Origin of the sequence: Clostridium sp. AF27-5AA, from assembly GCF_003478415.1 — a bacterium.
GTDB classification, from domain to species: domain Bacteria; phylum Bacillota; class Clostridia; order Lachnospirales; family Lachnospiraceae; genus Otoolea; species Otoolea fessa.
Map to the genome: position 1 here is coordinate 1 of NZ_QUFH01000005.1, position 14399 is coordinate 14399.

Annotated in this window: 16 protein-coding genes and 1 pseudogene; 10 read left to right on the plus strand and 7 right to left on the minus strand. The window is 46.7% G+C overall.

Features of this window, described 5'->3' with window-relative positions:
* The 9 genes and pseudogenes from DWY89_RS06505 to DWY89_RS06550 form a co-directional block, all read left to right on the plus strand.
* A pseudogene (locus DWY89_RS06505) lies at nucleotides 1-363 on the plus strand (hypothetical protein); the annotation flags it as partial.
* Nucleotides 364-570: 207 nt separating this feature from the next.
* Complete coding sequence (gene sfsA, locus DWY89_RS06515; RefSeq protein ID WP_118472245.1) at nucleotides 571-1245, plus strand: DNA/RNA nuclease SfsA; 675 nt, start codon at nucleotides 571-573, stop codon at nucleotides 1243-1245.
* 29 nt (nucleotides 1246-1274) lie between these two features.
* Nucleotides 1275-1865, plus strand: coding sequence for a nitroreductase family protein (locus DWY89_RS06520; RefSeq protein ID WP_118524066.1), 591 nt, complete (start codon nucleotides 1275-1277; stop codon nucleotides 1863-1865).
* Between the two features lie 55 nt (nucleotides 1866-1920).
* Nucleotides 1921-2352 carry an N-acetyltransferase gene (locus DWY89_RS06525; RefSeq protein WP_118524067.1) on the plus strand — a complete coding sequence of 144 codons (432 nt, stop codon included), beginning with the start codon at nucleotides 1921-1923 and terminating at the stop codon, nucleotides 2350-2352.
* A gap of 137 nt (nucleotides 2353-2489) precedes the next feature.
* Nucleotides 2490-3404 (plus strand): hypothetical protein, encoded by a 915-nt coding sequence (locus DWY89_RS06530; RefSeq protein ID WP_243017786.1) that lies wholly within the window; start codon nucleotides 2490-2492, stop codon nucleotides 3402-3404.
* 108 nt (nucleotides 3405-3512) lie between these two features.
* Nucleotides 3513-4346, plus strand: coding sequence for a hypothetical protein (locus tag DWY89_RS06535; protein WP_022359996.1), 834 nt, complete (start codon nucleotides 3513-3515; stop codon nucleotides 4344-4346).
* An 18-nt stretch (nucleotides 4347-4364) separates the two neighbouring features.
* The gene (locus DWY89_RS06540; RefSeq protein ID WP_118524068.1) at nucleotides 4365-5120 is read left to right on the plus strand and encodes a TraX family protein; all 756 of its coding nucleotides are present in this window, start codon (nucleotides 4365-4367) and stop codon (nucleotides 5118-5120) included.
* 55 nt (nucleotides 5121-5175) lie between these two features.
* Nucleotides 5176-5595 (plus strand): hypothetical protein, encoded by a 420-nt coding sequence (locus DWY89_RS06545; protein ID WP_333490933.1) that lies wholly within the window; start codon nucleotides 5176-5178, stop codon nucleotides 5593-5595.
* Nucleotides 5534-5866, plus strand: coding sequence for a hypothetical protein (locus DWY89_RS06550; protein ID WP_333490934.1), 333 nt, complete (start codon nucleotides 5534-5536; stop codon nucleotides 5864-5866). The genes DWY89_RS06545 and DWY89_RS06550 overlap by 62 nt, the downstream gene beginning before the upstream one ends.
* 31 nt (nucleotides 5867-5897) lie before the next feature.
* Here the strand turns inward: DWY89_RS06550 and DWY89_RS06555 are convergent, their stop codons facing one another.
* From DWY89_RS06555 to DWY89_RS06575, 5 genes are all read right to left on the minus strand, one after another.
* A complete protein-coding gene (locus DWY89_RS06555) occupies nucleotides 5898-7238 on the minus strand; it encodes an amidohydrolase (protein WP_118524069.1) in 1341 nt (446 codons plus the stop codon).
* Between the two features lie 47 nt (nucleotides 7239-7285).
* Entirely contained in the window at nucleotides 7286-8191 is a 906-nt protein-coding gene (locus DWY89_RS06560) for a MetQ/NlpA family ABC transporter substrate-binding protein (protein ID WP_118524496.1), read from the minus strand.
* 74 nt (nucleotides 8192-8265) lie between these two features.
* Nucleotides 8266-8934: a methionine ABC transporter permease gene (locus DWY89_RS06565; RefSeq protein WP_107000614.1), complete on the minus strand. Its 669-nt coding sequence runs from the start codon at nucleotides 8932-8934 to the stop codon at nucleotides 8266-8268.
* Nucleotides 8931-9956, minus strand: coding sequence for an ATP-binding cassette domain-containing protein (locus DWY89_RS06570; protein WP_118524072.1), 1026 nt, complete (start codon nucleotides 9954-9956; stop codon nucleotides 8931-8933). Before DWY89_RS06570 ends, DWY89_RS06565 begins: the two co-directional genes overlap by 4 nt.
* Nucleotides 9957-10511: 555 nt before the next feature.
* Nucleotides 10512-11834 carry a sodium-dependent transporter gene (locus DWY89_RS06575; RefSeq protein ID WP_118524073.1) on the minus strand — a complete coding sequence of 441 codons (1323 nt, stop codon included), beginning with the start codon at nucleotides 11832-11834 and terminating at the stop codon, nucleotides 10512-10514.
* A 314-nt stretch (nucleotides 11835-12148) separates the two neighbouring features.
* On the opposite strand from DWY89_RS06575, the gene DWY89_RS06580 reads away from it, so the two are divergent.
* The gene (locus DWY89_RS06580; RefSeq protein WP_022360005.1) at nucleotides 12149-12433 is read left to right on the plus strand and encodes a helix-turn-helix transcriptional regulator; all 285 of its coding nucleotides are present in this window, start codon (nucleotides 12149-12151) and stop codon (nucleotides 12431-12433) included.
* Between the two features lie 83 nt (nucleotides 12434-12516).
* Here DWY89_RS06580 and DWY89_RS06585 read toward each other — a convergent pair whose 3' ends face one another.
* Both DWY89_RS06585 and DWY89_RS06590 read right to left on the minus strand, forming a co-directional pair.
* Nucleotides 12517-13440 carry a LysR family transcriptional regulator gene (locus tag DWY89_RS06585; protein ID WP_118524497.1) on the minus strand — a complete coding sequence of 308 codons (924 nt, stop codon included), beginning with the start codon at nucleotides 13438-13440 and terminating at the stop codon, nucleotides 12517-12519.
* A 58-nt stretch (nucleotides 13441-13498) separates the two neighbouring features.
* Nucleotides 13499-14383: a LysR family transcriptional regulator gene (locus DWY89_RS06590; RefSeq protein ID WP_182431900.1), complete on the minus strand. Its 885-nt coding sequence runs from the start codon at nucleotides 14381-14383 to the stop codon at nucleotides 13499-13501.
* Nucleotides 14384-14399: the final 16 nt, after the last annotated feature.

Consider the following 14399-nt stretch of genomic DNA (forward strand, 5'->3'; position numbering starts at 1 on the left):
CATGAAAAATTTCTATATCTTGAAAATAAGATTTTCAGGAACATGGATCACATAAAGCAACTGCGGATCTATCCACCGGAAGATGGAAAATGTGACCTTATCGTTATCTATGAGGTCAAAGAACCAGAACTGGAAAGCGATACCAGCCAGTGCAGCCCGTTTTCACCAGAAATATCAAAAAGATATGCAGAAGCATCAAACAGAAAAGAGCGGGGCATGTATATAACGGATGGAGTAAGATATAATGCGGATGCAGTAGGAGCATTTAATATCCTGCGTAAACATCTTTCCGTATCCGGAAAACAGAAAGAACTGTCCGTAACCGGACTAAAGAATCCAGAAATAATAAAAGTAGCTGTATAGCCGAAAGGTAAGCGGTAGTGGTGTCATGGACGCACCCTGAAAAAAGGCGGTATCCCACCAGATTTCAGATGCTTTGGTAACTTAGTTACCGAGTAGTTCACTGTTATTCGAATTGATTGTGATTATTATACTGCAAAGCACAGGCCGCTGTCAGTGAATCCAATCGTGTAAAATGAATGTTTCAGTACATATAATAGGAAACGTCACATGAAATATGATAAGATAGTGAAAGCAATTTTCATAGAACGTCCCAATCGTTTTATTGCGCGGGTAAAGATTGATGGCTCGGAAGAGGTAGAATCGGTTCATGTAAAGAATACGGGACGTTGTCGTGAATTACTGCTGCGGGGGGCGGAAGTGATTTTGGAAGATTGCATAGAAAAGAATCCAAATCGAAAGACTCGCTATGATTTGATTGCAGTTAAGAAGAATAAGATATGGGTTAACATTGATTCTCAGGCACCGAATAAAGTGGTAAAAGAATGGCTGATGACACAGGGGTATGATTCTATTAAACCAGAGTATACCTTTGGAAATAGCCGGCTGGATTTCTATATGGAAAAAGGAAAGCAAAAATATCTAATGGAAGTCAAAGGCTGCACCCTTGAGATAGACGGAGTTGGATATTTTCCAGATGCCCCGACGGAAAGAGGAGTTAAGCATTTAAGGGAACTTGCAGCTGCGTGCGGACAAGGATATAAATGTTTGATAGCATTTGTGATTCAAATGGAAGGCATTAGTGAAGTCAGGCCGAATACGGAAACGCATCCCGAATTTGGCGCTGCACTTCACGAGGCAAAGGCAGCAGGTGTTGAGGTGCTTTTCCTGAAATGTCATGTTGGGATGGATGGGTTGGAAATCATAGGAGAAGATGAGTCTTGAGGGCAAGGTTCTAAAGGAGAGAGAAATCTATGATACGTGAAATTGAGAATAGAAGAAGTATAAGAAAATATAAGCCAGATGAGATCGAAAGGAAGTTAATTGACGAGATCATATACAGTGCTTCCCTTGCACCATCTGCTAAAAACAGGCAGTCTTGGAAATTTATTGTATATCAGGGGAAAGAAAAAGATAAACTGGTTGATGTCATGCGTCATGGTATAAATTCAGAAAAAATGACCCATGAACTTATGCCGGAATGGGCATTTGCCATACCGGATGCTGAGAATACCGTTAGAATCATGCAGGAGGCCCCATGCCTTATAGCAGTGCTTAATACCAACCAGCATACTCCATTTGCAAGCATTGAAAATGAAAAGCGAATTGTTGAAATATGTGATTCACTGTCCATAGGTGCGGCGATTGAAAATATGATTCTGACAGCAACGGGATATGGATTGGGCACCTTATGGATTGCCAATACTTGTTTTGCCTATAATGAGCTGATGGATTTTATCGGAACAGACAGCCAATTGACAGGAATTGTTGCGATTGGCTTTGCCAATGAAGTTCCGGCTAAAAGACCAAGGAAACCTTTCGAAGAAATTGTTGAGTACAGATAGGTAAATCGTAATGAGTTAATCGTGTTATAATCAGGTTGGATGGAGAATAATCGTTATGATTAGAAAGTTGCAGAAGGCAGATATAAATAGAGCCGCTGATATATGGTTGAAAACTAATCTGAAAGCACATTTTTTTATTCCTGAACAATACTGGATAAGTAATTATGAATTCGTGAAGGAAATGCTGCCACAGGCGGAAGTTTATGTGTATGAAGATGATAAAATGATTCAAGGCTTTATAGGAATAAATGATGAATATATAGAAGGTATTTTTGTTTCTGATGAAATGCAGTCACGTGGCATAGGTAAAATATTGTTGGATTACATCAAGGATAAAAAAGACAGATTACAGTTAAAGGTATACCAGAAGAATGTCAGGGCAATGTCTTTTTATCAACGAGAAGGATTTACTATTCAGAGTGAAGAGATGGACGAATTCACAGGAGAAAAAGAATATGTGATGAATTGGGAATCGTCTGGAATTTGAATACCCATGGCGGAGGGGATGAACCGCCTGTTTGTTTACAAGATGGAAGATAATTCCCATCGGATGTAGTATTTTGCAGCAAGAATGCCGATGAGATTTTTCACCAGAATAAAAATATCTGAAGGGAGGCTTTTGGTATGAAAAATAGAAAATACAGTCTTGTTTTTATAATGCTTTTGTGTATGATAATGGCAGTTTCAGCATTTCCGATGACAGTCAATGCCGATATGGGACCAAAGGCCTCTGTTCGGATTCAGTTTGAGCATATGGGGGATGAGCTCTGTTATGGAACTTTGCTGTCGAAGGAGAAATCTACTGGTCCGGCAAGTGCCTGGGATGGAAGAATGGAGAGTGCCCCAAAAGAGTACATGGATCCTGGTATCTGGGAGATCTTTGTGAATTACAAGGATCCGGATGGATACTATTTTCTGCAGCGGAGCTGGAAGGTAAGTGAAAGCAAAGAGCTTGCATGGACCTATTATCCGCCGGGTGATTTTAAGATTCTTCTGTATTATCCGGAAACGGAAACCTTTGTATCCAGTGGAATTTATGCTCGTTATGCATTTGATACGTATTATACAGTGGATATGGATGGTGTGGATATCGGTTCGGTGGAATACAATGATGATTTGAGTACCAATGAGCGGATTGAGGCCTACCGTTCGTATAATTACCGGCAGGAGATGCTGGCTCTTGGGGCAAGGATCGTCCTTACTATTTTAATCGAAATGCTGGTGGCGCTGCTGTTTGGTTTCAGACAGAAAAAACAGCTGTTGATTCTGGCTGTTGTCAACATTATTACGCAAATTATCTTAAATGTGCTGCTCAATGTGATTAATTATAATTCCGGCCCTCTTGCATTTACATTTTTCTATGTACTTTTTGAGCTGATTGTATTTGCTCTGGAGGCAGTGTTGTATTGCACAATTCTTAAGAGGCTATCAGAAAAGAAAAAGGAGGATGCATATTATATCCTGTATTCCTTTGTGGCCAATCTGATCTCATTTGGTGCTGGATTATTCCTGGCGGCGAAACTGCCGGGCATGTTTTGATATAGAGATAAGTTAAGGTAACTTCTCAACGTGTTCAAATAGAAATGGCTCAGAAGAAAGTTCATCCAAAGTGATAACATCTTTTTGAGCATAGAGGAATGGATATATATGAAAAAACTTCTAACTTTTATGATTGTGTGGACTTGTTTGCTTACCCTGGCTGGCTGTGGCAAGAAGGACATGGATTATACGATGCAAAATGAGTCAAGTGTTGCAGAAAGTGTCCGGGAGACCGGTGAGGAGTCCGTATTGATTCAAAATGAGGATGCAGGGGAAGGGGAAAATGCGGCTCCTGAAACTAAGTATATCACCATTGACTTATCCGGAGTTGGGGAGATTCATCCGAAGGGAGATGCAGTTTCACCGTTAACGTTAAAAATTGTGTCGGAAGAGGAAAATGGAATCGATTTTGCGAACGAATGGTATGAAAGCAAACAGTTATCCCTTCCTATGGTCGGAAAGGAATGGAATAATTTCTATGATGACGAATATCAGTATATCTGGTCCGGGGATGCGCTGTATATTTATGAAAATATTTCCGGAAATTGTCTGTATGTGCTGGAGTATCCAACGGATAAATGGTATATCAATGGCAATAATGCCTGCCTCCTGGATGATATCTTTTATGGCATCAGTGTGACAAATGGTTACGCACAGCCGGATAGCTGCTTTATGTTTGCCTATGATCTGGAAAATAACAAGCTTCTTTGGCGAAGTGGGGATCAGACCTGTAACACCATGAATTTTATTGTAAAAAAGGACGTTATTATCTGCGGGTATGGTTTTACCTCGGAAAAGGATTATCTTTATCAGCTCAACCTTCACACCGGCGAGGTTATTGCAAGCCTGGAGCTGAAAAAACAGCCGGATCTTCTGGTGCCTCAGGACAATATGCTTTATGTTCACACATACAGCTATAATTATACGATAGAAATGCAATAGGAAAGGAACAAGAACTGAATGGATTCATCTGCTTCAAAAAACTTTGAACTTACTGCAGCTGTCCTGCACATTATCGCCATGACACTTATGCTGATGGATCACCTTTGGGCGACGCTTCTTCCTGCTAGGGAGTGGCTTACCTGTGCCGGAAGAGTGGCATTTCCTATCTTCGCTTTTATGGCGGTGGAGGGGTACTTCCACACCAGAAGCTTTAAAAAGTACATCCTTCGGATGCTGCTGTTTGCAGTGCTTTCAGAAATTCCCTTTGATTTGATGTACGGCGGTACCTGGTTTTATCCGGTTCACCAGAATGTCCTCTGGACATTCCTGTTGGGCCTTTTAGGTGTCTGGCTTATGGAACAGGTACGGAAAAAAGGAAAAACCTGGATGTATCTGCTGGTGTGCGTTTTGGTTGTGCCGGCAGGTCTGGTACTGGGAACTCTTTGCATGGTGGATTACTACGGGGTTGGTGTTCTGACGGTATTTGTGTTCTATTTCCTACATGGGCGGAAATGGTGGTGCTTCTTGGGACAGCTGGCTGCCCTATACTGGCTGAATGTGGAACTGCTGGGCGGTCTGATGTATCCGGTTCAGCTCTTTGGCATGGAATTTGAACTGTGCCAGCAGGGGCTTGCGCTTTTGGCATTGATCCCCATCTGGCTGTACCGCGGCAGACAAGGCTACCACAGTAAACCATTCCAGTATCTTTGTTATGCATTTTATCCAGTTCATATATTGCTGCTTGTGGTGGTACTGAATTTCATCAACCGATGATAAAATTTTATAATCCCCGCCATTCATGGTATCATAACAGGTAGTAAAATTGCCTGTGAATACCTTGAATGGCGGTGATTTACGTCAGTCGGTTTACCGGGCTATCCGTCATGGCCTGATGCAGGCACATTCGATGCTTTTGGAGCCATTTTATGCATTTCATCTGACGATACCGGACAAGATGGTAGGACGTGCAATGACGGATCTGGAACGCCGGTTTGCGGTTTTTGAAGAACCGGTTCTGGAGGATGGACAGGCGATACTTACCGGCTGTGCACCGGTTTCATCCCTAGATGGATATGGACCCTGCCATAATGAGGAAGAGGTCATCGAAGCAGCCGGTTATGATCCGGATGCGGATTTGGCAAACCCAAGCGGCTCGGTCTTCTGTTCCCACGGAGCCGGTGTCTACGGTGAGACTGCCGCACGCCGGAAGTGCGGAGGATGTAATATCCGCAACTCTGATTATCGCTGATAAGACGGATGTGCGAAGAAGCCGTGTTCGTGAAAAAGAGAGAGCCGCTTTTGATATCCACGACCGTGTGAATTATGCGATAACAGAGTCCAAACTTAAGATTGAAAAGGATCGTTCAGTTATTGCCCTGAATCTTCAGGTAGATGAAAAGATATGTTCCATGTATGATTATTTCGAGATTTTCCTGGGAAGAATGATGCTTTGCCGGAAATCGGCGGAGATACTGGGAACGACCTTTAAGTTGACTGTAAATGGACGGAAGGTGCTGTAAAAAGTACCTCCCGTCCTTCTTTTCTGTTATCTTACTGATACGTCTCCGTCTTAATAAAGGAATCCATATATTTGATATACTCCTCTTTGGTAAAGATGGGCTGATAATTCGCTACAATCTCTTTTGCTTTCACAGCCTCGTCCCGAAGCAGGCGGTAAGCGGAGAGGGCGAAGATTTTTGCAGTGACCACATAGGCAAGCTCTTCATCCACGATATCGAAATCAACGGAGTGGAGGCCGCTTACTTTACCGCCGGTGTTGAAGGTAAGGACCGGCTGCAGATGCTGTACATCCCCCACATCGGTGGAACCGCCGCTGTAGGCGAGGGTATCTTCCTGGACGATCTGGTAATCTTTTTCACTGGTTTGTGCGGCAATCTCAGCGGCTGCCAGGATGGATTCATCGGCTTTTTCACTCAGAGCCGGAAGGTATCCGGGCATGGTGGTGATTTCGCAGGCGGCACCGACGGCGATGGCACCGGCTTTGAAGGCACGGTCCGTTTTGGCAGCAGCATCGGCGATGGCATCCTTGTTGGCGGCACGTACCAGAGTTTCGATTACCACCTCATCCGGTACTACATTGACGAGATTTCCGCCTTTTGTGATAATGGGATGAATCCGGACATGGTCATCATCCCGGAAGGTTTCGCGCTGGTAAGCCAGGGCAGAAAGTCCGAGGGAAGCTGCATTTAATGCATTGACTCCCAGATGCGGGGCACCGGCTGCGTGGGCAGCCAGTCCCTTATAACGAATGACCTTGGAGACGAAACCATTGTTGGAGTGGGAACCGACACTGATATCTTTATCACCGGTGTGGTGGACGATATCCAGGTCGATGTCATCAAAAGCACCGATGCGGATGAGTTCACATTTTCCACCGCCGTATTTGATTTTTCCTTGGGCGGTCAGGGAGTTCTTGAATTCAATCTCACCATATTCCTCTGCCGGTACGGCGAAGAATACAACCTGTCCGTCCAGCTCTTTTTTTACATCTTCATTGGTCAGAGCTAGGGCTGCACCGATGACACCGGCCAGCTGGGCATGATGTCCGCAGCAGTGAGCTCCCTGAGTCTCCGGATTGGCATATTTATGTTCCGGGATGCGGAGCGCATCCAGTTCCCCGATGAGAGCCAGACTTACATTCGTTTTTTCTTCTTCATTTAAGTAGGCTTTGACACCGGTGACAGCCAGTCCTTCCTTTGTCTCAAGACCCAGATTTTTCATGAAAGAAGCAAATTTTTCTGCAGTTCTGTATTCTTTATAACCCAGCTCTGCATGGGTGTAGATATCTTTGGCGAATTCGATGATCTCGTTGCGGTGTGCGTCGATGATATCGACAATTTTTTGTTCGGTTTTATCTAAAATGAGAGCCATGTGAAATCCTCCTGTTTCCTGCTGGTGCCTTCTGATGCTGTTTCCTATTAGTTAAACAGTTCCTCCGGAACAAACCATAAACCATTGTTATTCTTGTCTAAATATTCTTTGAATTCATCGGAGTGGTAAGCAGCAACGATATCTTTTGCCCACTGAGCATCTTTATTTTCCTCTTTTACAACGACCTGAAGAAGCAGATGGGGCAGAATATCTTCCTGAAGAAGGGCAGTGGATGGATCAATTCCTGCATTGTATACAATACTTCCGGTGATAACCGCATAATCAAAATCGTCTAAAACAGCTGGAATATTGGTGGAGTTCATTTCGGTAAATTCGATGTTGTAAGGGTTTTTCGTGATATCCGCCTGGGTGACAGTGGAGAGATCCACATCCGGGTTTAAGGTGATCCATCCGGCTTTCTGTAAGAGTACATAAGCGCGGGCTGTGTTGGCGGCATCGTCCGGAACGGCTACTTTGGCACCGTCTTGAATGGCGTCCAGAGAGGTTTCGGTGGCAGAAAAGATGGCAGCCGGAACGGTAGGAATCGGGGAAATAGGGACCAGGTTACCTTTCTGGGCTTCGTTGAAATTTTCGGCATAAGCGGTATGCTGCTCTACATTGAAATCGATTTCGCCGTCATTTAAAGCAAGGTCATTCTGGAGAAGGTCAGAGAAATCAACCTCGGTGAGTGTATAGCCCTCTTTTTCCAGAATTGGTTTGATGGCATCCTCAAATAAGACAGTGTACGGACCGGCAGCTTTTCCGTATTTGAGCTCCTTCTTATTAGAATTGGAAGCATCGGCGGAAGCAGCAGATTCGGTGCCGGAAGAAGCAGCGGCAGTATCAGCAGCGGAGCTTCCAGCATCACTCTTTGAGCAGCCTCCCAGAACAGCAGCTGCGAGGATCAGACCGGCGGTCAGGGTGGTTCTTACATAGGCTTTTACGTTTTTCATAATGGGGTTCTCCTTTTTTCGTTTTATTATTTTGTATATAAAATAATTTAATAGCTTTTATGATATGATTTGGTTTACTGATGTGTCCGTCTCTTCTGTGACAGCCGATTTCCCAGACTCTGGATGATCCAGACAAATGCAATCAGGATGAAAACGGTCGCAAACATCAGCGGGAAGTTAAAGGTCTGATAGCCGTAGGTCAGGGCGATGTTTCCGATGCCGCCGCCTCCGATGTAGCCAGCCATCGCAGTTGCTCCGATGAGGGCGATGGTGCCGGTTGTCAGAGCCAGGATAACCGAAGCAAATGCTTCCGGAAGCACAAAATGAACGATAATCTGGAACGTGGTCGCTCCCATCGACTGGGCTGCCTCGATGATGCCACCGCCGACTTCCAGAAGCGATGTCTCAAGAAGTCTTGCTAAAAATGGGGCGGTATAGATAACTAACGGCACGATAGCCGCCTTGGTACCGATCCGGGTGCCGACGATGATTTTCGTAAAGGGCATTACACATACCAGAAGGATGATAAACGGTGTGCTTCGGATGATGTTGATGAAACCGTTTAAAATCGTGTAAAGCAATGGATTTTCCTTGAGCCCGCCTTTGCGGGTCAGCCATAAGACAATGGCGATGAAAAATCCGACGATGGAACCGATAATCAGGGAAAAACCGACCATATACAGGGTTTCCCAACCGGCCTTGATGAGTTTGTCCGGCGAAATGCCTAAATACTGCTGAATCATGGTAATATAACCTCCTTATATTCTTCGTTTGATTCGAGAATGTAGCGCTCGGCTTTTTTGATTTCCTCGTCGCTTCCGATGAAGAGGACGAGCATGATGCCGACGACGATGCCCTGAATGACGTTGATGGTGGAGTAGAGAATGTTGGTTTCCACCTCAAACCGCCGGTTGATATCCCAGAGAAGCGGCTCGGTGCTGTCTGTATTTTCCAGCTTGATGCGGAGCAGACGGCTGTTCCGCGTTTCACGTCGGATGCTCTCGACGAGCGGTTCCGGAATAACGTCGCGGATGAGATTGCCGACAAACCGTTTGGCGATATCGGACTGCGGGTCTGAGAAAACCTGGATGACAGAGCCCGTTTCTACGACTTTACCGAAATCCATGACGGCGACTTTATTACAGATTTTCTGGATGACATTCATCTCATGTGTGATAATCACAATTGTAATATGAAGAGTTTCATTAATCTTCTTTAGCAAATCGAGAATGGAATCGGTCGTTTTCGGGTCGAGGGCGCTGGTCGCCTCATCGCAGAGAAGAATCGACGGATTATTTGCAAGCGCCCTTGCGATACCGACGCGCTGTTTCTGTCCGCCGGAGAGCTGTCCCGGATAGTAGGACTTCTTATCGGAAAGTTCGACGAACTCCAGCAGCTCATTCACACGCGCTTCGATGTCTTTTTTCGGGGTACCGTTTAGTTTCAGGGCAATCGCGACGTTGTCGTAAATTGTCTTGGATTCCAGGAGGTTGAACTGCTGGAAAATCATTCCGATTCCCTTTCGGAGGCTGCGAAGCTCTTTTGCACTCAGGCTTCCAATGTCCTTATCTTCGACGAAAATCTTTCCGGAAGTCGGTCTTTCCAGGGCGTTTACCATTCGGATCAGGGTGGATTTTCCGGCACCGCTGTAACCGATGACGCCGTAGATATCGCCCTTTTCGATTTCGAAGGACACATCCTTCAGTGCTTCAAATGCACCGTCTTTCGTCTGGAATGTTTTACTTAAATGTTCAAATCGAATCATTTCTGGTCTCCTTTAACTTTGTTTATCTGGGGAAGCACATTTTTAAGGGATAATTCCTGAAAAATGACTTCTGTATGTGTCGCGTTTTTTATACGAATGATATATTTGAATGCAATATAATTGTTTGATTTTGCATACTAAAATATAAATAGGTACAAAAAAGGAGGTCTGGTTGTCCAGACCTCCTAAATTGGATTGTATCTATCACTTTCCAGTGAAAGAAAGATGAGAAAAACCTCATGAAGATATCATCCAGTTATCTGTCTGCACAACAAAAGTAAGAGTGTCACAGCAACAGCAGCACATACACTCCATACAACAACACATAGCAGACATAACTGAATAAGATGTTCTCATGATGGTTTCCTCCTTTCCTTAAAATTCATAAACGATTATAAAAATATATTTCCTACTTGTTTTGTGGGTTTTAAATGATTATTCTTATTATAGCGCGGAAATGAGATTTGTCAATCATTTTTTTATTTCATAGGAAATTGCGTCCTAAGAAATAAAAAACGCTCCGCGAGAATGTGCCAAGGCACATTCTTTTTCATATCATCCAATACCGCCCAATGCGATGCCTAATATTAATACCAGCGCACATACCGGAATATAAATATAGCGGCACACCGGTACAAACCATTTTGAAAATTTCTTTTCGCGGCCTTTGTTGACCTGCGTTTCTGCATAGTCTTTTCCGAATACCCAGAAGAACATGATTCCGGCGAGTCCGGCACCGAGGGGGCAGATGTAGATGGAGAGAACGTCCATCCAGTCGGAGACGATGCCCTGGATTAACAGGGAGACGGCAGCTCCGATGATACCGATAACCGCGCAGGCAGGGACGCGGCCGAGGTGGAGTTTTTCCTGAACGGTGGCGATCGGTGCTTCGTAGAGGTTGAGCAGGGAGGTCATCCCAGCGAAGAGAACGGCTACGAAGAAAATGATCGCGATCAACGTACCGCCCGGCATTGAGCGGATGAGGTTCGGGAGGTAGATGAAGAGAAGTCCCGGACCACCCTGATCAAGTTTTGCACCGGTGGTTGCCATTGCCGGGATGATGACGAGGGCGGCGAGAATCGCGGCGATCGTATCAAACAGGGCAACCCGCGCGGCAGATGCCGGGATGTTTTCCTCATCGGAGAGGTAGGAACCGTAGATTAAGGTTCCATTTCCGGCGACGGACAGGGAGAAAAATGCCTGCCCCAGTGCGAAAATCCATGTTTTTGGGTCTGCGAGGATCTCAGGATCGATGCGGAAAATGTAGCGGTAGCCCTGCATCGCACCCGGCTGGAATGCTACGTAGATGCCTAAAAAGACAAACAGGATGAAGAATACCGGCATCATCAGCTTGTTGGCGTTCTCGATTCCGCTTCCGACGCCGAACATCAGAATCAGAATGCAGAAGAAGAGGGCGGCAAGCTGCCAGCCATTGTTTCCAAATGCGGACGCCATCGAGACGAAAGCAGAGGCAAAACCGTCTGTGTCAGCCGGGGCAAGCGTGGCACCGGTAAAGGCTCCGATGGCATATTTTAGGATCCAGCCCATGACGACGGTATAGCCGATCGCCATCGCGAGGGAACCGGCTGCCGGGATGAAACCGAGCGCGTCACCTAGTTTGCGCCTGCCGCGTGTCTCGCAGGCAGCGCCGAACGCGTCGATTGGACCGGAGCGGGTGCCGCGTCCCAGGCACATTTCCCCGATGACACCCGTGGAGCCGATCAGGGCGACGAAGATAAAGTACGGGATCAGGAACGAGCCGCCGCCGTACAGGGAGACGCGGGTGGGAAACATCCAGAGATTTCCCATGCCGACCGCTGAGCCGATACAGGCGAGGATGAAGCCCCACTTACTGTTGAAAGATTCTCTTTTTTCCATGAAATTGTAACTCCTCAAACATTATATAAGATTTGCCGCAAATATCTGGGAGTCCGCCGATTGGAAGCGGTCAGGCAGATGTTTGCATAAGTCCATCTATTATACCAGAAGAGAGGCATTGCTTTCAAGTGGCAGAGCGCGCGAATCGTATGTTTTAGGGGAAAAGGCGATCTAAAGTAACTGCCGGTGAACCGTTACAGGGAAATACCTTGATTTATAGGGTGGAAAGATGGTATTCTATAGAGGACGGCAGCGGCGGGCTTTGGGAGGGTGGCGCCGCGGCAGAGCAGATTCGAAAAGGAGAAGGTAGCACAATGAAAAACGCAAACAGGATTCCGGAGACGTTTCAGACGGATGCGGAATACAGACAGTGGATGGAGCGCTGGCAGCAGGAGGCGCGGGAGGCGACGATCGAGGGATTTAAGCAGAATCGTAAGTTAAACGGCATGACACAAACGGAGCTTGGCAGAAAGGCGGGGATTTCCCAGCCGAATATCACCCGCTTCGAGAGCGGCAGCTACAATCCGTCGCTGGATTTTATGGTAAAGATCGCAGCGGCGATGGGGAAACGGGTACAGATTACATTGGTAGATGAATAAGAGGCGTGCGCCGGGGCGCACAGGGACCATTTGGGGAATAAACAGGGGAGACAGCGGTGTGTGTGAGGCTGTCTCCCCTGTTTTTAATGAGTGCATTTCAGCGACGATTCAATAAACCGTGAAATCATATTCCACTCATAGCTTTGTTCCAGCCACGCAAATTTGATCGGGTACCGCGCTTCTTCCCCGAGCGTAAAGACATGGAGTGTATCCAGCTGTTCCTTGCTGAGAATAGAAAATGCGAGGTTTTTCGGGCTGATGCAGGCACCTTTTCCCATCGCGCAGAGGGCAAGCAGGGTAGCGATGTTGTCAGAGCAGGCATGAACCGAGGGGACGAAGTTGTCTGTCGCGAGGATATTCCGCCCGATGCGTCCGACTAGATCATGTTCACGGTTTAGGAGAAACGGACACGGAGCCAGAAGGGAGTAGCGGTGATGGCGGCTGACTTCCTGGATAATGGCTTCGGTCTGTTTGCCGTAAATGTTCTGCAGCAGGGCAGTGGAGACGATGAGAACCATCTCTTCCTCATAGAAATCCCGCAGAATGATGCCGGGAATGCGAACTGAAAAATTGGCGATCGCCAGATCAATTGTGCCGTCCAGCAGGTATTTTTGCAGCACATCGTTGGAAGATTCGACGAGTTCCACATCCACGCCGGGATATTCCTTTTGAAAGGCGGCGATCAGCTTCGGCATGATGGCGTGTCCGCGCGTGAATGCGATGCCGATCCGCAGTTTTCCTGTCTGGTTATTTAAAATATCGCCAAATTCGTGAAGCATACAGTCGTATTTTGTATTAAATTCCGTTGCATAGCGCAGAAATACCTCCCCCGCATAGGTAAGCTCCAGCGGGATGTGACGGATTAGGAGCGGACATCCAAGCTCCCGCTCGATTCCGGCGATATGGGCGCTTAATGTCTGCTGGGTAATATGCAGCGCATCGGCGGCCCTAGTGAAGCTGCGGTTTTTCGCAACCGCGGCAAAATATTCCATTGATTGAAAATTCATATTCGAATGACTCCTCTTTTCCCAAAACTTTCATCTTAAGTTTCTAAAAAGCATCTGACTATAAAAGTGGTCCTTCCAACTCAAACACTGTCCGCTGCAGCTGCGCGATCAGCAGGCTGGCAGCTGGGGACGCTTTTTTTGCTGACGGAATCCGGACGCCGAGCACGCGCTCCATCGGCGGATTGAGCGGCAGCCGGACAACATTTTTAGAGATATCGCGGACGACCAGCTCCGGCAGGATGCAGACCCCCAGGTTGTGGCTGACCATCGCGAGCATGGAGTAGGTGTTCTGCGAGGTAAACACTGGCTTGGGCGGTGCGATACCGAGCTGCTGGAACTGGCGCAGCAGGTCGGTTTCCCCTTTTTCTTCTATATAAGAAACCTTGGGGAGATCTTTTAAGTCAAAGCGCTCATATTCTGCATAAGGGGAATCGTTCGCGCAGACAGCCAGGTAGGGTTCTTTTTTCAGGGGAAGCCAGTCCATCTTTCCGTCCGGGTGGGGGCCGACGATGCCGAAATCGATGGAGCCATTTTCCAGCCATCCTTCAATCTCCTGTGAACACCCCTCCAGCACTTCCACGGTCATATCCGGGTAATCGGTAAGAAACTTTTTGAGGGCGGGCGGCAGCCATTGGACGGAAGCGCTTAAGTAAGCGCCGATCCGGATGTGCCCGGTCTGGACACCCCGGATGGAGGCAGCTGTCTGATCAAAATATTCCGCCGCTGCCAGCGTCCGCCGGATCGGGGAAAGCAGTGCCTCGCCGTTCCGCGTCAGGGCAAGTCCTCTCTGGGAACGCGAAAACAGGGAAAACCCGAGTTCTGTTTCAATATTTCGCAGCATATGGCTTGCCGCCGACTGTGTGTAACCGTTTTTCTGGGCGGCACGCGTCAGGTTATTTTCTTCTGCAATGGCTAAAAAAAGCCGCATATCTTTGAGATCCAAAAAATACTCCCTCCAT

Bases quoted from the DNA above. Each gene is read 5' to 3' on its own strand.
- DWY89_RS06530 (WP_243017786.1), top strand. From the start codon at position 2,490: ATGAAAAATAGAAAATACAGTCTTGTTTTTATAATGCTTTTGTGTATG.
- DWY89_RS06580 (WP_022360005.1), top strand. From the start codon at position 12,149: ATGAAAAACGCAAACAGGATTCCGGAGACGTTTCAGACGGATGCGGAA.
- DWY89_RS06525 (WP_118524067.1), top strand. From the start codon at position 1,921: ATGATTAGAAAGTTGCAGAAGGCAGATATAAATAGAGCCGCTGATATA.
- DWY89_RS06575 (WP_118524073.1), bottom strand. From the start codon at position 11,834: ATGGAAAAAAGAGAATCTTTCAACAGTAAGTGGGGCTTCATCCTCGCC.
- DWY89_RS06520 (WP_118524066.1), top strand. From the start codon at position 1,275: ATGATACGTGAAATTGAGAATAGAAGAAGTATAAGAAAATATAAGCCA.
- DWY89_RS06555 (WP_118524069.1), bottom strand. From the start codon at position 7,238: ATGGCTCTCATTTTAGATAAAACCGAACAAAAAATTGTCGATATCATC.
- sfsA (WP_118472245.1), top strand. From the start codon at position 571: ATGAAATATGATAAGATAGTGAAAGCAATTTTCATAGAACGTCCCAAT.
- DWY89_RS06535 (WP_022359996.1), top strand. From the start codon at position 3,513: ATGAAAAAACTTCTAACTTTTATGATTGTGTGGACTTGTTTGCTTACC.
- DWY89_RS06540 (WP_118524068.1), top strand. From the start codon at position 4,365: ATGGATTCATCTGCTTCAAAAAACTTTGAACTTACTGCAGCTGTCCTG.
- DWY89_RS06570 (WP_118524072.1), bottom strand. From the start codon at position 9,956: ATGATTCGATTTGAACATTTAAGTAAAACATTCCAGACGAAAGACGGT.
- DWY89_RS06565 (WP_107000614.1), bottom strand. From the start codon at position 8,934: ATGATTCAGCAGTATTTAGGCATTTCGCCGGACAAACTCATCAAGGCC.
- DWY89_RS06585 (WP_118524497.1), bottom strand. From the start codon at position 13,440: ATGAATTTTCAATCAATGGAATATTTTGCCGCGGTTGCGAAAAACCGC.
- DWY89_RS06560 (WP_118524496.1), bottom strand. From the start codon at position 8,191: ATGAAAAACGTAAAAGCCTATGTAAGAACCACCCTGACCGCCGGTCTG.